Here is a 16,266-nt window from a genome sequence, read left to right as displayed (position 1 = left end):
TGGCTCACTCATGCGGCGTCCTTGTTCGAGAGTGTTCAGCAAGGCCCCCACTCTAATCCCGGGGCGCACGCGCGACAAGGCGCTGGGCGTGCGCGGGTGCAAGGTTCTACGCTTGCCGGTGGACGTGCGAGGCAATGTTAGACTGCCAGCGCCTCAGCATCGGGATATCACTGTGACCTCCAGCCTTTTTTGGTACGACTACGAAACCACCGGTATCGACCCGCGTCGTGACCGGCCCTTGCAGGTGGCCGGGATTCGTACGGACGAGCAGCTCAACGAAATCGGCGAGCCACTGAATATCTATTGCCAGCCCAGTGACGACATCTTGCCGCATCCTGCCGCGTGCCTGGTCACCGGCATCACGCCGAGCAAGCTGGCGGCGCAGGGTTTGGGCGAAGCCGAGTTTATGACCCGGGTGTATGCCGAGCTGTCGCAGCCAGGCACCTGTGGCGTGGGCTACAACAGCCTGCGCTTTGACGACGAGATGACGCGCTACAGCCTGTACCGCAACTTCTTCGACCCCTACGCGCGTGAATGGCAAGGCGGTAACAGCCGCTGGGATCTGATTGACCTGCTACGTACCGCTTATGCATTGCGCCCGGAAGGTATTGTCTGGCCGGAAGAGGAGGGTCGCGTCACTCTCAAGCTGGAACGTCTGACTGCCGCCAATGGCATCGAGCATGGCCAGGCTCACGATGCCTTGTCCGATGTGCGTGCCACTATCGCGTTGGCGCGTTTGCTGCGCAGCAAACAACCCAAACTCTACGACTACCTCTATCAGTTGCGCAGTAAACAGCGTGTGCTCGATCAGATAAAACTGCTGCAGCCCTTGGTGCATATCTCTGGCCGCTTTGCCGGGGCGCGGCATTATCTGGCGGTGGGGCTGCCTTTGGCCTGGCATCCGCGCAATCGCAATGCATTGATCGTTTGTGACCTGCAGGCGGATATCTCGCCGTTGCTCAATGAGTCGGCGCAAACGCTGCGCACGCGCTTATACACACGGCGTGACCAGCTTGCGGCGGATGAACTGCCGGTGCCGCTGAAATTGCTGCATATCAACCGGTGTCCGGTTGTTGCACCCTTGAGTGTATTGCGCGAGCAGGATATCCAACGCTTGCAACTGGATATGCCGGCGCATCAGGCAAATGCCGAACAGTTAAAGGCCAGCCTTACGCAGTGGCAGGACAAACTTGCTGAGGTGTATGGCGAGGAACAGTTCGCGCCGAATGAAGATCCGGAACAACAGCTCTATGCTGGCTTTATTGGCGAGCGTGACCGTCGGTTATGTGAGCAGGTGCGCCGCGCAGAACCTCATCGGTTGGCCAAGGACGCCTGGCCATTTGATGACGGGCGTTTGCCCGAACTGTTGTTTCGTTATCGAGCGCGTAACTTTGCCACGACCTTGAGTGGAGAAGAGCAACAGCGTTGGCGAGTATTCTGCCAGCAGCGCTTACAGCAGCCGGAATACGGTGCGCCCAATACCCTCGGGCAATTCACTCAGGCTCTGGACGCCATATTTGACGGTCTTGCACCGGCGCAGCAGGAGATATTGCAGGAGTGGCGAGAATACGCCGCACAGTTGCAACAACGTTATGCCCTGTAATGGGCGCTGCCGAGCGCTTTAGATGGTCGGCACCGGCGATAAAATCCGCACAATAAAAAACGCCAGCAATGCTGGCGTTTTTTATTCAAGCCTTTAGCGGGTCCGGCAGGCTTAGCCCAGCAGGGTTGCCCAGCTCTCAACTACGTCACCGCCCCACTTGGCTTTCCACTCTTTCAGGGTCTTGTGGTTGCCGCCTTTGGTTTCGATAACTTCACCGGTGTTCGGATTCTTGTACTGCTTAACTTTACGAGCACGCTTGCTGCCGGTGGTTTTGGTCGCGCGGGTGGTTTTGCCGCCTTTGGCTTCCGGGTCAAACATGGCAATGATGTCGCGCAGCGACTTCTGGTATTCACCCATCAGTGCGCGCAGTTTGCCTTCGAATTCCAGTTCTTTTTTCAGCTTGTCGTCTTGCGACAGGTTTTTCAGGCGCTCTTGCAGTTCTTTTATGGCTTCTTCGGTGGCGCGGTATTCGTTGATCAGCGACATGTGACTTACCTGTATTCGGGATGGGGATTAAGTGATAGCAATAGTAGTCAGGCACTTTTCACAAGTAAACCGCTTTGTCGGTATTTTTTTGTGAATTGTATTATTAAGTAACTAGCGCCTGCTTATGGTTATTCACGGAGTTCATTTCAGTGCGTATAGCCTGATAAATACATGGGTTTTTATTGTTGTCGGGTTTGTCCAAGTTGTTCTTGCGCCGCCTGCGGGCCCGGCACAGCGGTGCTGGCGTTGCTTGAGTACTGCAGTTTTTCAGGGCTGTGGCTAGAATGGCCGACTTTATGTAATCGCTGGAGCCGTTTATGCGTACGTTTCGATTGGTCATCGCCTGCCCGGATCGGGTCGGTATCGTGGCCAAGGTCAGTAACTTCCTGGCCACTTATAACGGCTGGATTACCGAGGCGAGCCACCACTCGGATAACCAGAGCGGCTGGTTCTTTATGCGTCACGAGATTCGTGCGGATTCGCTGCCGTTTGATCTGGATGGTTTTCGCCAGGCCTTTGCGCCGATTGCCCGCGAGTTCTCCATGGAGTGGCGCGTCACCGATTCGGCGCAGAAAAAGCGCGTGGTGCTGATGGCCAGCCGTGAGTCGCATTGTCTGGCAGACCTGTTGCACCGCTGGCACAGCGATGAACTGGACTGCGATATTCCCTGCGTGATTTCCAACCATGACGACCTGCGCAGCATGGTCGAGTGGCACGACATCCCGTACTTCCATGTACCGGTCAATCCGCAGGACAAGCAGCCGGCCTTCGATGAAGTGGCGCGCCTGGTCAAGGCTCATGCGGCGGACGCGATTGTGCTGGCGCGCTATATGCAGATTCTGCCGGCACAGTTGTGCGCGGAGTTCTCCCAGCGAGTGATCAATATCCACCACAGCTTTCTGCCCTCGTTTGTCGGGGCCAAGCCGTACCACCAGGCGTCGCTGCGTGGGGTCAAGTTGATCGGTGCCACCTCGCACTATGTCACCGAGGAGCTGGACGCAGGGCCGATCATCGAGCAGGACGTGGTGCGCGTCAGCCATCGACAGAGCATCGAAGAGATGGTCCGCCTGGGTAAGGATGTGGAGAAGATGGTGCTGTCGCGCGGGCTACGCTACCACTTGGAAGATCGTGTGCTGGTGCACGATAACAAGACCGTGGTATTCGACTGAGGCAGATGCAGCAGCAACTGCAGGTTTATCGGAGGCGTGATGAGTGATCCCCTGGAGCGAGCCACCGCCAAAGCGCCACCCGTCGCCGGGCAAGGCTGCGTGCAGCGTTACGATCCGCAGGCATTGCGCCCCGAGGATGGCACCGAGTTTGCCGATGCCGCCGAGTTGTGGCAGCAACTGCAGGAGCAGCCTGAGCAGGAGCCGCCGGTGACCATCAAGCAGAAATAGAAACGGGGCGCTCACTGAGCGCCCCGTTGGTTTTATGGCCTGCCATCCATGGCGGCCACCCTTCGGGCCGTCGCTACGCGACGTTAAAAATGGCTCCCGGCCATTTTTTGCCGCCGGGTTAAATGCGGAAGCTGTCGACCAGGTGCTTGAGGCGCTGGGCCTGCTGCTCCAGGTCGCCACAGGCGCGCAGGGTGGCGTTGAGGTTTTCCACGCCTTCCTGGTTGAGCGTGTTGATTTCGGTGATGTCCATGTTCAGTGCTTCGATCACCGAGGTCTGCTCCTCGGTGGCGGTGGCCACCGACTGGTTCATGCCATCAATTTCACCGATGCGCTCGGTCACGCTGCTCAGGCGCGAACCGGCCTGGTTGGCGATCTCCACGCTCTCTTCGCTGTAGCGCTGGCTTTCGGTCATGGTGGTGACCGATTCGCGCGAGCCCACTTGCAGCTCTTCGATCATCTTCTCGATTTCCTGCGCCGACTCCTGGGTGCGGTGTGCGAGGTTACGCACCTCGTCGGCGACCACGGCGAAGCCGCGCCCGGCTTCGCCTGCGCGCGCCGCTTCGATGGCGGCGTTGAGCGCCAGCAAGTTGGTTTGCTGGGAGATGCTCTTGATCACTTCGAGAATCTGTCCGATGTTCACCGTCTTGCTGTTTAGGGTTTCGATATTGCCGCAGGAGGCGCTGATCTTGCCGGACAGCTCATTCATCGCCTGGATGGTTTTTTCCACCACCTGGCGACCGTCTTCAGCCAGCTGGCGGGCGTCCGAGGCTTGATTCGAGGCGTCGGCGGCGTTGCGTGCGATCTCCTGGGCCGCGGCACCCAGCTCATTGATGGCGGCCGCGACGCTGTTGGTGCGGCTGGCCTGCTCATCCGAGTTGATCATCGACGAGTTGGAGGCCCCGACTACCAGTTTGGCCACTTCATTGACCTGGCTGGTGGCCGACGACACTTCGCGGATCGAGCTGTGGATGCGCTCGACGAACTGGTTGAAGGCTGATGCCAGGCGGCCGAACTCGTCGTTGGACTGGATGGTCAGGCGCTTGGTCAGGTCACCTTCGCCCTGGGCGATATCTTCCATGGCCTTGCCCATCACGTTCAGCGGCTGCATCAGCACGCTGATCAGCATGCTCAGCAGCAGCATGATCAGCACCACGGCAATGATGGTGGCGATGATGGCGGAGGCGCGGAACTCGCTGAGCATGGCGTAGGCTTTGTCTTTATCGACGGACAGGCCGATGTGCCAGTTAACCGAAGGCAGGCCCTTGACCGGGGTAAAGGTCAGAATGCGCTGGCTGCCATCGAGTTCTGCCTCGCTGAACTCGCTGCTGATGCGCGGGGTGTTCTTCGGGTAGACCTCGCTGAGATTTTTCATCACCAGCTCTTTATTCGGATGCACCAGAATCTTGCCGTCCGAGCTGACCAGGAAGGCGTAGCCAATGCCGTCGAAATCCAGTGAGTTGATGATGTCGACCAGGGTCTGCAGGCTCAGGTCGCCCCCGACCACGCCCGCCGATTTGGCGGGCGTGGCGATGGTGATGATCAGCGCGCTGGTGGCGGCGTCGACATAGGGTTCGGTCAGGGTGGTGCCGCCTGCAGCCACGGCATCGGTATACCAGGGGCGTGTGCGCGGGTCGTAGTCTTCCGGCATCTTTTCATCTGGACGCATGGTGAAGCTGCCGTCGGCGTTGCCCAGGTAGGTGAAGGCGAAGCTTGAGGTCAGGGCTTTCTGTTCCAGCAGGCCGGTCAGGCCTTCGGGTGACGGGTCGCGGGCAATCGATTGCGCGGCGCTTTCTACCAGCAAAATCCGACCGGACAACCAGTTGGCAATGTTGCTGGCGGTCACGTTGCCCATTTCATGCAGGTAGCTTTCCAGGTCATCGCGGATGGCGTTGCGTTGCAGGTAGTCGTTGTACAGGGTGAACAGGGAAAAGGCTGCGATCACCACCAGGGAGGCGGCGAGCAGAATCTTGTGGCTGAACTTCAGGTTGTTGGTCATGGCTTCTTGCGTCCGTTAAGTTCTGGCATCAGTCTGGTGCTGATGTGGGGCAATGGCTGCGCCGGCTATGCGACGATGCTGACTATGTCGGCCTAACTGCAGTAAAGCTTTAACCAAGGAGAAGGCAAGATGGCGGAAACTGATCAGTTTGTTGTGGGGGCCGGCCTTGACGGGTTGCCGGTGGGGCAGGCGCTGCGCCTGGCCAATCGTCACGGGCTGATTGCCGGTGCGACTGGAACCGGTAAAACGGTGACCTTGCAGCGCTTGATCGAGACCTTCAGCGATGCCGGTGTGGCGGTGTTTGCCGCCGATGTCAAAGGCGACTTGTGTGGCCTGGGCGCTGCTGGCGCGCCGCAGGGCAAGGTGGCCGAACGCATCGCCAGCATGCCCTGGCTCAAGCACCAGCCGGCAGCGTACCCGGTGACCCTGTGGGATGTGCATGGTCAGAGTGGCCACCCGCTGCGCACCACCCTCAGTGAAATGGGGCCCTTGCTGCTCGGGGCGCTGCTGGAATTGACCGACAGCCAGCAGGCGGCGTTGTATGCCGCGTTCAAGGTGGCAGACCGCGAAGGTTTGCTGCTGCTTGATCTGAAGGACCTCAAGGCGCTGCTCGCGCACCTGAAGAATCAGCCCGAGGTGTTGGGCGAAGACAGTGCGCTGTTCACCGCCACCTCGTCGCAGGCACTGCTGCGCAAGCTGGCGGGGCTCGAACAGCAGGGGGCCGACGCGCTGTTCGGCGAGCCGGCGTTGCAGCTTGAGGACATCTTGCATCCGGATCGTGATGGCCGCGGCCGTGTGCACCTGCTCGATGCCAGTCGTCTGGTGCACGAGGCACCGAAGGTCTACGCGACGTTCCTGCTCTGGTTGCTGGCCGAGCTGTTCGAGCAACTGCCGGAGCGTGGCGATGCCGACAAGCCGGTGCTGGCGCTGTTCTTCGATGAGGCGCACCTGTTGTTTGCCGGCACCCCGAAGGCCTTGCAGGAGCGCCTCGAACAAGTGGTGCGACTGATCCGCTCGAAGGGTGTCGGGGTGTATTTCGTCACCCAGTCGCCGGGCGACCTGCCGGATGACGTGTTGGCCCAGTTGGGGTTGCGTATCCAGCACGGCCTGCGCGCCTTTACCGCCAAGGAACAGAAATCGCTGCGGGCAGTGGCCGATGGCTTCCGCCCGAATCCGGCCATCGACGCCCTGACGGTGCTGACCGAGCTGGGTATCGGCGAGGCCTTGGTCGGTACGCTGGAGGCCAAAGGCACTCCGGCCATGGTGCAGCGGGTGGCGGTTGCGCCGCCGCAATCGCGTATTGGCCCGCTGAGTGAAGCCGAACGGGCGGCGTTGATCCGTCAGTCGCCGCTGCTGGGCCGCTACGACAAACCGATTGATCGTGAGTCGGCCTATGAGCTGCTCAACGCGCGGGTCGAGAAGACCACTGCGCCACAAGCGGAGTCAACCAAGCCGGCGCCTGCCGGCAAGGCGGACGCCAGCTTTGGCAGTGTCGCCGGTGAGTTGCTCGGTGGGCTGGCCAGTCAGGTGGTGAAAACGGCGATGCGCCAAGCCGCCAACCAGATTGGTCGGCAGCTGGTGCGCGGTCTGTTGGGGTCGTTGCTGGGGAGTAAGAAACGCTGATCGGCAGCCGCCGCGCAAGCCCTGTGGGGCTGGCGCGGCTATTGGCCGTGGGCGGGTAGCCCGCACGGCACGCTGCAATGGCGTGCCAGTGGTTTAGCCAGAGGCAGCGGCCGCTTTGTTTATCAGGTCTTTTTCGATTCTTTCGAGTTCTTTTTCAAACGCTTGGTCGAGAAGATTGCTCTTCTTGCGCCAGGGTTTGCGCTCGGGATCCGGTTGAGCGGCGTAGGTAAGGACTTCCCCGCCGTATACATCCTTGTAACGCTGCGCCTGGCGCTCGAGTTCGGCGCGCAGTTCGTCTTTCGTCACGTAGTTACCCATGGTCTTGAAAAGTATGTCGGCCTGGATGCAAGGCATGCCGCCTAAACACCTGATACAGCCAAACAGTTTTAATCTGCGCGGTTATAGGCACTGCAAGTAGTTTTACGGTTCTTGCAGTCAGCCGTTTGGCCATTAAAAACAATTACCTGGCGAATATGTCAGGATTGTTAAGGCGGCTTTGTTATGGGGGCGCCGGGCAATTATGGCGAACTCGAATTAAATGTCCAGTTCAACGCTGGCCGCGGCGGCATTGGCTGCCTGAGGGTGCTCTTGTGCGGGCAGCCAGTTTCATAAGGATTGACGTCAAATGTCCGGCATTGCGTGCCGCAGCGTAACCCTGTGGACGTTTGATGTTTAAGGCACCAGGCGCTATGGCGCTTTACCCAACTACACGACATAGCGCCTAAGTTGCGCTGAGTTATTACTCGAGATGCCTGGGCCATATGTGGCCAAGTGCGCGCCACTATTAATTCTGTGGCGGCGCATTTAGTCAGTGGCGGAGAAGCGTGTTGGCAAGTTCTGCGCCTGGAAGTGTTCGACCAGACTATCGACAAATGCGCGAGTCTTTGCCGGCAACAGGCTGTGTGCGGAGAAGTACACCGAGACATGCCCGGCATCCACATACCAATCGTGCAGCACCCGCTGCAGGCTGCCGCGCTCCAGGTAGGGCAGGGCGTGCGGCAGGCTGACCAGGGCAATGCCCAGGCCCATTTCGGCGGCGCGGCAGGCGGCATCCGGATCGCTCATGGTCATGCGCACCGGCAGTTCGATGGCGGCTTGGGCGTGGTCGCGGTTGTGCAGCGTCCAGGGGCGGACGCGCCCCGTCTGCGGCGAGCGGATCAGGATGCCGAGGTGTTGCGCCAGGTCGCTTGGCACGCGCGGTGTCGGTTGGGCGGTGAGGTAGGCGCTGGAGGCCACCAGGATGCGATGGGCCGGCGCCAGCTTGCGCGCGACCACGCCAGGTGACAGTTCCATCGAGCCGCTGATGGCGGCATCGAAGCCCTGGCCGATCAAATCCACCGGGCTGTTATCGAAGTGCCAGTCCGGTGAGATTGCCGGGAAGCGCTGGAGAAATTCGCCCAACATCGGCAGCACATAGTCGCGGCCAAAGGTCACGCCCATGCTCACCTTCAGTGTGCCGGCGGGTTGCCCGGCGGCGCTGGCCAGGTTGGCCACGGCGTGCTGAATGCTGCTGAGCCCGCCGCGTACTTCCAGCAGAAAACGCTCGCCGGCTTCGGTCAGCGTCAGGCGGCGGGTGCTGCGCTGGAACAGGCGCACGCCGAGGCTGGCTTCCAGCTTGGCCACGTTCTTACCCACGGCTGCAGGCGTTAAACCCAGGCGGCGTGCGGCTTCGGCAAAGCTGGCGGCCTCTGCGCTACGGACGAAACATTCCAGGCTGGCGAGGGTTTGCATGGTTACTCCGTAAACTATTTGGATCGACTGAATATAGCGATTGCTGGCTTATCGGCATGCAATCAGCGGCAGATACTCAGCTCACACCGGGCAAGGCGCCCGCTACTTCGGAGCACGAATATGTCGACCCTGACTCGCAACAGCAGCAACCTGAGCAACAAAGTCGCCCTGATCCAGGGTGGTTCGCGCGGTATCGGTGCCGCCATCGCCAAGCGCCTGGCCGCAGAAGGCGCTGCCGTGGTGATCACCTATATCAGTTCGGCAGAGCAGGCGGCTGATGTTGTCCTGAGCATCGAAAGCGCCGGTGGCCGTGCCCTAGCGATCAAGGCCGACAGCGCCGATGCGGTTGCCGTACGGGCGGCCGTCAGCCGTACCGTGGAGCACTTTGGTCGGATCGATATTTTGGTCAATAACGCCGGAGTGCTGGCAATCGCGCCGATCGAGGAATTCAGCCTGGAGGATTTCGACCGGACCGTGGCGGTTAATGTGCGCAGCGTGTTTGTCGCCAGTCAGGAAGCGGCGCGGCACATGACCGATGGCGGGCGCATCATCACCATCGGCAGCACCAATGCCGAGCGCATGCCGTTCGCTGGCGGCAGCGTGTACGCCATGAGTAAGTCGGCGATTGTCGGTCTGACCCGCGGCATGGCGCGTGATCTCGGCCCGCGTGGCATCACCGTGAACAACGTCCAGCCAGGCCCGGTGGATACCGATATGAACCCGCAAAACAGCGAGTTCGCCGAGAGCCTGATGGGTTTGATGGCGGTCGGCCGTTATGGCCGCGCCGAGGAAATTGCCGCGTTCGTCGCCTACCTGGCCGGCCCGGAAGCCGCCTATGTAACCGGTGCCAGCCTGACCATCGATGGTGGTTTCGCCGCCTAGACAACGCCTGTCACGCAAGCCCCGGGCGCTACCGTTCGGGGGCTTTTTGGCGTGCGTGTTCGGCAGTTGCGTGGTTGGCTGCGAAGTCCAGGTTAGAGGCCTGCGCTGCTGTTTCAGCAGGCCTGACTGGAAATACCTTGCAACCTCTGCGCGATTGAGGAAAACCGCGCACCTCTCTACATTTGCGCCCGCAACGCCGGGCCCCTCTGACAGCTAACCGCTGCCATGTCGGAGTTGCAGTTTGTACAACTTCGACACTATAGAGGAGGGGCTCATGACTGCCCTAGAACCGTTTCTCATGGCCGAGTTTCTCGGCACCGCCACCTGGTTGTGGCTGGTTTTCATCACCATCGTGATTAGCCTGCTGGCCTTCGACCTGGGTGTGCTGCACCGCGAACACCGTGAAATCGGGGTCAAGGAAAGCCTGCTGCTGTCCGCCGGCTATATCAGCGCCGGTTTGTTGTTCGGCCTGTGGGTCTGGCAGGTCAAAGGCGGCGACGCCGGCATGGATTTCTACACCGGCTTTCTGATCGAAAAATCGCTGTCGATGGACAACGTGTTCCTCATGGCGATGATCTTCAGCTTCCTCGCCATCCCGCGTAAGTATCAGCATGAAGTGCTGTTCTGGGGCATCCTCGGGGTGATCGTGCTGCGCGCGATCATGATCGGCCTGGGGGCGGCGCTGATCGCCGAGTTCGACTGGATTCTCTACGTCTTCGGCGCTTTCTTGCTGCTGACCGGGGTGAAGATGCTGTTCAGCAAGGTCGACGATCATCCCGACCTGTCCAAGAACGCCCTGGTGATGTTCCTGCGCAAGCACATGCGGGTGACCGACCGTTTGCACGAAGGCCGTTTCTTCGTGCGTCAGGACGACGCCAGTGGGCGCTCGGTTCGCTGGGCCACGCCGCTGTTTCTGGCGCTGGTGCTGATCGAGTGTGCCGACCTGGTGTTCGCGGTGGACAGCGTGCCGGCGATCTTCGCCATCACCCAGGATCCGTTTATCGTCTACACCTCGAACATCTTCGCCATCCTCGGCCTGCGCGCTTTGTACTTTGCGCTGGCGGCGATGATCCACCGTTTCGCCTACCTCAAGTACGCTCTGGCGCTGGTGCTGGTGTTTATCGGCTGCAAGATCTTCCTGGTCGGCATTATCGGCAAGACCCCGCCGGTGATCTCGCTCAGCGTGACCCTGGGGCTGCTGCTGGGCGGTGTGCTGTTGTCGCTGTGGAAGACCCGTAATGAGCGCCCCGTGGTGAATCAGCAGGGTTGAGCAATCAAGGCGGTGGCCATTGGGCCACCGCTGCAAATCGGGCCGTAATGGCCGTGTAGGGAGAACGTTATGCGTAAGTCGATGCAAATGGGTGTGTTGGGTCTGGTACTGATCGGCCTGGCCGGTTGTGATGCGGCCGAGCAATCGGCGCAGAAACTGGCCGAGAAAGCCGAGCAGACGGTGCAGGACGTCGCCCGCGAGGCGGTCGATGGAACCGTGAAAGAGCTCAACAAGCAGGTAGACGAGGTGCAGCAGTCGACCAACAAGTGGCTGGGCAAACCTGCTGAGGAGGCTGAACAGGCCGAGCCAGCACAACCTGAGCAGCCCGCCACCGAGCTGGCCCCGGCGGCTACCGAGGCCTGAGCCGAGGGTTCAGGGCGTATTGCCGAGTGCCGTGCAACTGGCGGCATAGTTCTGCTTGCAGGCGCTCTGGAATAGCGTCTTGGCTTGCAACGGATCACGCGGTACGCCTTGTGCGCCGTTGAGGTAGAGATTGCCGAGGATATGCTGGGCCATCGGGTTACCGCCCGCGGCAGACTGGTTGAGGTACTTGAGCATGCTGGCCTGGTTGGCAAACTCCGGGTTGTCGCGACCGGTGTACAGATAGGCCAGGCTGACCGCCGCCATGGCGTGGCCCTTGTCGGCGGCGAGTTTCCACCAGTATTCGGCCTGCTTGAGGTCCTTCTGCGGCTTGCCGACAAAATAGCTGCTGCCGAGCTGAAACTGGCTGTCCAGATCGCCGCGATTGGCCTGGCTGCGCAGGTTCGCCTGGGCACTGTCGGTCTGCCCAGGTGTGGTGTTACTGATGGGGGCGGTGGCTGGCGGCGCCGAGTCCGGTGCCTGGCTGGCACAGCCACCGAGCAGCAGAAGGGCGCTCAGGTAGATGCAGTGTGATGGCCGAATGCTCATAGGGATTTCCTGGTAACGGTAGTGGCGAGTACAGCAGACCCTAGAACTGCGTGCGGGTTGCAGGTTGCGGCTAAGCATACCCGGCACAATCCATATCTGTTTGTCGCCTCCGGCGTTTCCCTCGGCGGGCAGAGCTGCGATTCTTGCAGGCAACCGAGTACCGCCCTCCGCAAGCCGTTGAGGTATCCATGCAGATCAACTCCAACTTCGACAGTGGCAATATTGAAGTCATCGACGCCAGCAACCCGCAGCGGGTGCTGCTGGCGATACGCCCGGACCTCAACAGCGCGCATTTTCAGTGGTTCCACTTTCAGGTCAGCGACCTGCAACCGGGGCAGCGCTATGGCTTCAGCCTGAGCAACGCTGGCCAGTCGTCCTATAAGAATGCCTGGAGCGGCTATAACGCGGTGGCGTCGTATGACCAGGTCAACTGGTTCCGCGTGCCCAGCCGCTTTGAAGACGGTGCGCTGAATTTCGACCTCGAAGCGCAACACGCGCAGATCTGGTTCGCCTACTTCGAGCCCTACAGCCGCGCCCGCCATGACCAGCTGATCGCGGATGCGCAGACGCTGGCCGGGGCCGAGCTGTTCGCTTGCGGCAAGAGCATCGAGGGCCGCGACATCCAGTTGCTGCGCGTCAGCCGCAACCCGCAGGCACAGCGCAAGCTCTGGCTGATTGCCCAGCAGCATCCCGGCGAGCATATGGCTGAATGGTTTATGCAGGGGCTGATCGAGCGTCTGCAACGCCGTGACGATGCCGAGCTGAATGCCCTGCTGGAGCAGGCCGATCTGTACCTAGTGCCGAACATGAACCCGGACGGGGCCTTTCGGGGCCACCTGCGCACCAACTTCGCCGGGCGTGACCTTAACCGCGCCTGGCAATCGGCGAATGAGACGGACAGCCCCGAGGTGTATTTCGTCCAGCAGCAGATGCGCACTGTGGGCGTTGACCTGTTTCTGGATATCCACGGCGACGAGGAAATCCCTCACGTATTCACCGCCGGCTGCGAAGGCAATCCAGGCTATGGCCCGCGACTGGAACGCTTGGAAAACCAGTTCAGGCAGTTGCTGATCGATATGGGTGCCGAATTCCAGACTACGTTTGGCTATCCGCGCGACGAGCCGGGGCAAGCCAATACCACCCTGGCCTGCAGCGCGGTGGGGCTGGAGTTCGATTGCCTGGCCTTTACCATCGAGATGCCGTTCAAGGACCACGATGATCGGCCCAATCCGCACACGGGCTGGAACGGTGAGCGTTCCAAACAGTTGGGCAAGGATGTGCTTAGCGTGGCGGCGGCCATGGTGGGTCAATTGCGTTAGTCGCGCTCAGGGAGAAAAGCTATGCAACTTGCTGCACCGATTCCCATCCTGCGCAGCTTCGATGAAGCCAAGGCGCGGGCGTTCTACTGCGAGTTTCTCGGTTTCAGCGAGGATTGGGCGCATCGCTTCGAGGCGGGTTTACCGCTCTATCTGCAACTGTCCAGGGCGGGGTGCGTGCTGCATCTGTCGGAACACCACGGCGATTGCTGCCCTGGGGCGGCGCTGCGTATCAGTGTCGATGATCTGGATGCTTTGCACGCCGAGCTGACAGCGCGGGCGTATGGCAATGCGCGGCCGGGCATTAACAGCCAGCCCTGGGGGCGCGATATGACGGTGACCGATCCGTTTGGCAATCGGCTGATTTTTACTGATATCAACGCTGCATAGCGTTGAGCGCCAGCAGCACCGACCTGGCGGGCGGTGCTGCAGGTCTAGCGGTTAGCCGCGGTAGTAACGCTGCGGCACAAACGGCGTCTTGGCCACTTTCATCGCCACGCGCTTGCCGCGCACCAGAGCCCAGACTGGGGTGTCGATGGCGATATGGCTGTTTTGTACGTAGCCCATGGCCACCGGGGCGGCTAGCGTCGGGCCGAAGCCGCCGCTGCACACTGAACCGATCACGGTGCCGTCGGCATCGACGATTTCCGCACCCTCACGTACCGGCACGCGTTCCAGCGGCAGCAGGCCGACGCGCTTGCTGGCCACACCTTGCTGTTGCTGGGCGAAGATGCGTTCGGCACCTGGGAAGCCGCCAGCCCGTGCGCCATCGGCGCGGCGCAGTTTGGACATGGCCCACAGCAGGCTGGCTTCGATTGGCGTGGTGGCGGTGCTCATGTCATGGCCATACAGGCACAGGCCGGCCTCCAGGCGCAGCGAGTCGCGGGCGCCGAGGCCGATGGCGGCCACTTCCGGTTCGGCCAGCAGGCTGCGCGCCAGGGTTTCGGTGTGAGCGGCCGGTACCGAGATTTCGAAGCCGTCTTCGCCGGTGTAGCCGGAGCGGCTGACGTAGCAGTCGACACCGAGCAGGCGCACCGGGGCGAATTGCATAAAGGTCATCTTGGCGACTTCAGGAGCCAGGCGCGCCAGCACGTCGACGGCTTTCGGGCCTTGCAGGGCGAGCAGGGCGCGCTCTTCAAATAGATTCTCTATCGAGCATTGGTCGCCGATATGTTTTTGCAGGTGGGCCAGGTCCTGGTCCTTGCAGGCGGCGTTGACCACCAGGAACAGGGTGTCGTCACCCAGGTTGGCGACCATCAGGTCGTCGAGGATGCCGCCGTTGTCATCGGTAAACATGGCGTAGCGTTGCATGCCCACGGGCAGGTCGATGATGTCCACCGGCACCAGGGTTTCCAGGGCCTTGGCGGCATCTGCGCCGCGCAGGACGATCTGGCCCATATGCGAGACGTCGAACAGGCCGGCGGCTTCGCGGGTGTGCAGGTGCTCCTTCATCACGCCCAGCGGGTACTGCACCGGCATGTCGTAGCCGGCGAACGGCACCATGCGCGCGCCCAATTCGAGATGCAGGGCATGTAGCGGGGTTTTCGCCAGGGTTTCAGTGGTCATGCGGTTCTCCATGTCGGTAAAGGTTGTTTGTGTAGGCGCGCGGCACCTACAGGGTTATAGGGGGGGCGTGTCAGCACTCGACAATATTGACGGCCAGGCCACCGCGGGCGGTTTCCTTGTACTTGTTGTTCATGTCGGCACCGGTCTGGCGCATGGTGCGGATCACCTTGTCCAGCGAGACGAAATGCTGGCCATCGCCACGCAGGGCCATGCGCGCGGCGTTGATCGCCTTGACCGAGCCCATGGCGTTGCGTTCGATGCAGGGTACCTGCACCAGGCCGCCGATGGGGTCGCAGGTCAGGCCGAGGTTGTGTTCCATGCCGATCTCGGCGGCGTTTTCCACCTGGTTGACGCTGCCGCCGAGCACTTCGCACAGGGCGCCGGCGGCCATCGAGCAGGCCACGCCGACTTCGCCCTGGCAGCCGACTTCGGCACCGGAAATCGAGGCATTTTCCTTGTAGAGGATACCGATGGCGGCGGCGGTGAGCAGAAAGCGCACCACGCCATCGTCGTTGGCCCCGGGGATAAAGCGGCTGTAGTAATGCAGCACCGCGGGCACGATACCGGCCGCGCCATTGGTGGGGGCAGTGACCACGCGGCCGCCGCTGGCGTTTTCCTCATTCACCGCGAGGGCGTAGAGGTTGACCCAGTCGAGCACGCTCAGGGCGTCACGCAGCGCGGCTTCGGGGTTCTTGCACAGCTGGCGGTGCAGGTCGGCGGCGCGGCGTTTGACCTTTAGGCCGCCCGGCATAATGCCCTCGTTGCGGCAGCCGGCTTCGACGCAATCCTGCATCACCTGCCAGATATGCAGCAGGCGCGCGCGGGTCTCGGCTTCCGGCCGCCAGGCGGCCTCGTTGGCCAGCATCACCTGGCTGATCGACAGCTTGTGTTCAGCGCAATGGGCCAGCAGCTGCTTGCCAGTGGTAAAGGGGTATTGCAGCACGGTGCTGTCTTCGACGATGCGGTCGGCACCGGCGGCCTGTTCATCGACGACGAAACCGCCGCCCACCGAGTAGTACTCGCGTGAGCGGATCTGCAAGCCGGCAGCGTCGAAGGCGCGAAATATCATGCCGTTGGGGTGAAAGGGTAGCGGTTTGCGGATCATCGCCAGGTGCTGTTTTTCGACAAAGCGGATGGGCTTTTCGCCGAGCAGATTGAGTTCACCGCTGCTGCGAATCGCTGCCAGGCGGGCGTCAACGCTGCTGGTATCGACCGTGTCCGGCTGTTCGCCTTCCAGACCGAGCAGCACGGCTTTGTCGCTGCCATGGCCCTTGCCGGTCGCGCCGAGGGAGCCGTACAGCTCGACCTTGATGCTGTCGGCGGTGGCCAATAGATCATCGCGGCGCAGGCCTTCGGCAAAGCGCAGGGCAGCCAGCATTGGCCCGACGGTGTGCGAGCTGGATGGGCCGATGCCGATCTTGAAAAGGTCAAAAACGCTAAGTGACATGCTTGCTCCGACTGCGTGCTTTGCTGCCGCCCTTGTGGGG

At 61.3% G+C, this 16,266-nt stretch carries 16 protein-coding genes; 9 read left to right on the top strand and 7 right to left on the bottom strand.

Features of this window, described 5'->3' with window-relative positions:
• Nucleotides 1-172 precede the first annotated feature (172 nt).
• Nucleotides 173-1,603, top strand: coding sequence for an exodeoxyribonuclease I (gene sbcB, locus WBK23_RS06900; protein WP_424483215.1), 1,431 nt, complete (start codon nucleotides 173-175; stop codon nucleotides 1,601-1,603).
• Nucleotides 1,604-1,714: 111 nt separating this feature from the next.
• Here the strand turns inward: sbcB and mvaT are convergent, their stop codons facing one another.
• On the bottom strand, nucleotides 1,715-2,089 hold the full coding sequence (gene mvaT / locus WBK23_RS06895) for a histone-like nucleoid-structuring protein MvaT (protein ID WP_424483214.1): 375 nt from the start codon (nucleotides 2,087-2,089) through the stop codon (nucleotides 1,715-1,717).
• Nucleotides 2,090-2,406: 317 nt separating this feature from the next.
• On the opposite strand from mvaT, the gene purU reads away from it, so the two are divergent.
• Both purU and WBK23_RS06885 read left to right on the top strand, forming a co-directional pair.
• Entirely contained in the window at nucleotides 2,407-3,258 is an 852-nt protein-coding gene (purU, locus tag WBK23_RS06890; RefSeq protein WP_424483213.1) for a formyltetrahydrofolate deformylase, read from the top strand.
• 39 nt (nucleotides 3,259-3,297) lie between these two features.
• On the top strand, nucleotides 3,298-3,486 hold the full coding sequence (locus tag WBK23_RS06885; protein WP_424483212.1) for a hypothetical protein: 189 nt from the start codon (nucleotides 3,298-3,300) through the stop codon (nucleotides 3,484-3,486).
• 118 nt (nucleotides 3,487-3,604) lie between these two features.
• Here the strand turns inward: WBK23_RS06885 and WBK23_RS06880 are convergent, their stop codons facing one another.
• Nucleotides 3,605-5,482: a methyl-accepting chemotaxis protein gene (locus tag WBK23_RS06880; RefSeq protein ID WP_424483211.1), complete on the bottom strand. Its 1,878-nt coding sequence runs from the start codon at nucleotides 5,480-5,482 to the stop codon at nucleotides 3,605-3,607.
• Between the two features lie 129 nt (nucleotides 5,483-5,611).
• Between WBK23_RS06880 and WBK23_RS06875 the strand changes: the two genes are divergently transcribed.
• Complete coding sequence (locus WBK23_RS06875; RefSeq protein WP_424483210.1) at nucleotides 5,612-7,105, top strand: helicase HerA-like domain-containing protein; 1,494 nt, start codon at nucleotides 5,612-5,614, stop codon at nucleotides 7,103-7,105.
• A gap of 93 nt (nucleotides 7,106-7,198) precedes the next feature.
• On the opposite strand, the gene WBK23_RS06870 is transcribed toward WBK23_RS06875, so the two are convergent.
• Complete coding sequence (locus WBK23_RS06870; protein WP_424483305.1) at nucleotides 7,199-7,411, bottom strand: hypothetical protein; 213 nt, start codon at nucleotides 7,409-7,411, stop codon at nucleotides 7,199-7,201.
• A gap of 498 nt (nucleotides 7,412-7,909) precedes the next feature.
• Nucleotides 7,910-8,836, bottom strand: a complete 927-nt coding sequence (locus WBK23_RS06865; RefSeq protein WP_424483209.1) for a LysR family transcriptional regulator — start codon at nucleotides 8,834-8,836, stop codon at nucleotides 7,910-7,912.
• Nucleotides 8,837-8,956: 120 nt separating this feature from the next.
• On the opposite strand from WBK23_RS06865, the gene WBK23_RS06860 reads away from it, so the two are divergent.
• The 3 genes from WBK23_RS06860 to WBK23_RS06850 all read left to right on the top strand — a co-directional run bounded on the left by WBK23_RS06860 (nucleotide 8,957) and on the right by WBK23_RS06850 (nucleotide 11,351).
• The gene (locus WBK23_RS06860; RefSeq protein WP_424483208.1) at nucleotides 8,957-9,718 is read left to right on the top strand and encodes a 3-oxoacyl-ACP reductase family protein; all 762 of its coding nucleotides are present in this window, start codon (nucleotides 8,957-8,959) and stop codon (nucleotides 9,716-9,718) included.
• 274 nt (nucleotides 9,719-9,992) lie between these two features.
• Nucleotides 9,993-10,988 carry a TerC family protein gene (locus WBK23_RS06855; RefSeq protein ID WP_424483207.1) on the top strand — a complete coding sequence of 332 codons (996 nt, stop codon included), beginning with the start codon at nucleotides 9,993-9,995 and terminating at the stop codon, nucleotides 10,986-10,988.
• 69 nt (nucleotides 10,989-11,057) lie between these two features.
• Complete coding sequence (locus WBK23_RS06850; protein WP_424483206.1) at nucleotides 11,058-11,351, top strand: hypothetical protein; 294 nt, start codon at nucleotides 11,058-11,060, stop codon at nucleotides 11,349-11,351.
• A 9-nt stretch (nucleotides 11,352-11,360) separates the two neighbouring features.
• Here the strand turns inward: WBK23_RS06850 and WBK23_RS06845 are convergent, their stop codons facing one another.
• A complete protein-coding gene (locus WBK23_RS06845) occupies nucleotides 11,361-11,903 on the bottom strand; it encodes a tetratricopeptide repeat protein (RefSeq protein WP_424483304.1) in 543 nt (180 codons plus the stop codon).
• Between the two features lie 182 nt (nucleotides 11,904-12,085).
• Between WBK23_RS06845 and WBK23_RS06840 the strand changes: the two genes are divergently transcribed.
• Together WBK23_RS06840 and WBK23_RS06835 are read left to right on the top strand one after the other, a co-directional pair.
• Nucleotides 12,086-13,216, top strand: coding sequence for a M14 family metallopeptidase (locus tag WBK23_RS06840; RefSeq protein ID WP_424483205.1), 1,131 nt, complete (start codon nucleotides 12,086-12,088; stop codon nucleotides 13,214-13,216).
• A 21-nt stretch (nucleotides 13,217-13,237) separates the two neighbouring features.
• On the top strand, nucleotides 13,238-13,603 hold the full coding sequence (locus WBK23_RS06835) for a glyoxalase superfamily protein (protein WP_424483204.1): 366 nt from the start codon (nucleotides 13,238-13,240) through the stop codon (nucleotides 13,601-13,603).
• 51 nt (nucleotides 13,604-13,654) lie between these two features.
• On the opposite strand, the gene gcvT is transcribed toward WBK23_RS06835, so the two are convergent.
• Together gcvT and WBK23_RS06825 are read right to left on the bottom strand one after the other, a co-directional pair.
• A complete protein-coding gene (gene gcvT, locus WBK23_RS06830; RefSeq protein WP_424483203.1) occupies nucleotides 13,655-14,779 on the bottom strand; it encodes a glycine cleavage system aminomethyltransferase GcvT in 1,125 nt (374 codons plus the stop codon).
• A 70-nt stretch (nucleotides 14,780-14,849) separates the two neighbouring features.
• The gene (locus WBK23_RS06825; protein ID WP_424483202.1) at nucleotides 14,850-16,226 is read right to left on the bottom strand and encodes an L-serine ammonia-lyase; all 1,377 of its coding nucleotides are present in this window, start codon (nucleotides 16,224-16,226) and stop codon (nucleotides 14,850-14,852) included.
• Nucleotides 16,227-16,266: the final 40 nt, after the last annotated feature.

This window comes from Pseudomonas sp., assembly GCF_049653025.1.
Taxonomy (GTDB): Bacteria; Pseudomonadota; Gammaproteobacteria; order Pseudomonadales; family Pseudomonadaceae; genus Aquipseudomonas.
This window is presented reverse-complemented; position numbering and strand designations above follow the sequence as displayed.

What these genes read in the sequence shown, in the direction of transcription:
- WBK23_RS06855 (WP_424483207.1), top strand. Translation starts at nt 9,993, where the DNA reads ATGACTGCCCTAGAACCGTTTCTCATGGCCGAGTTTCTCGGCACCGCC.
- WBK23_RS06885 (WP_424483212.1), top strand. Translation starts at nt 3,298, where the DNA reads ATGAGTGATCCCCTGGAGCGAGCCACCGCCAAAGCGCCACCCGTCGCC.
- mvaT (WP_424483214.1), bottom strand. Translation starts at nt 2,089, where the DNA reads ATGTCGCTGATCAACGAATACCGCGCCACCGAAGAAGCCATAAAAGAA.
- WBK23_RS06860 (WP_424483208.1), top strand. Translation starts at nt 8,957, where the DNA reads ATGTCGACCCTGACTCGCAACAGCAGCAACCTGAGCAACAAAGTCGCC.
- WBK23_RS06840 (WP_424483205.1), top strand. Translation starts at nt 12,086, where the DNA reads ATGCAGATCAACTCCAACTTCGACAGTGGCAATATTGAAGTCATCGAC.
- WBK23_RS06865 (WP_424483209.1), bottom strand. Translation starts at nt 8,836, where the DNA reads ATGCAAACCCTCGCCAGCCTGGAATGTTTCGTCCGTAGCGCAGAGGCC.
- purU (WP_424483213.1), top strand. Translation starts at nt 2,407, where the DNA reads ATGCGTACGTTTCGATTGGTCATCGCCTGCCCGGATCGGGTCGGTATC.
- WBK23_RS06875 (WP_424483210.1), top strand. Translation starts at nt 5,612, where the DNA reads ATGGCGGAAACTGATCAGTTTGTTGTGGGGGCCGGCCTTGACGGGTTG.
- WBK23_RS06880 (WP_424483211.1), bottom strand. Translation starts at nt 5,482, where the DNA reads ATGACCAACAACCTGAAGTTCAGCCACAAGATTCTGCTCGCCGCCTCC.
- gcvT (WP_424483203.1), bottom strand. Translation starts at nt 14,779, where the DNA reads ATGACCACTGAAACCCTGGCGAAAACCCCGCTACATGCCCTGCATCTC.
- WBK23_RS06835 (WP_424483204.1), top strand. Translation starts at nt 13,238, where the DNA reads ATGCAACTTGCTGCACCGATTCCCATCCTGCGCAGCTTCGATGAAGCC.
- WBK23_RS06825 (WP_424483202.1), bottom strand. Translation starts at nt 16,226, where the DNA reads ATGTCACTTAGCGTTTTTGACCTTTTCAAGATCGGCATCGGCCCATCC.
- WBK23_RS06850 (WP_424483206.1), top strand. Translation starts at nt 11,058, where the DNA reads ATGCGTAAGTCGATGCAAATGGGTGTGTTGGGTCTGGTACTGATCGGC.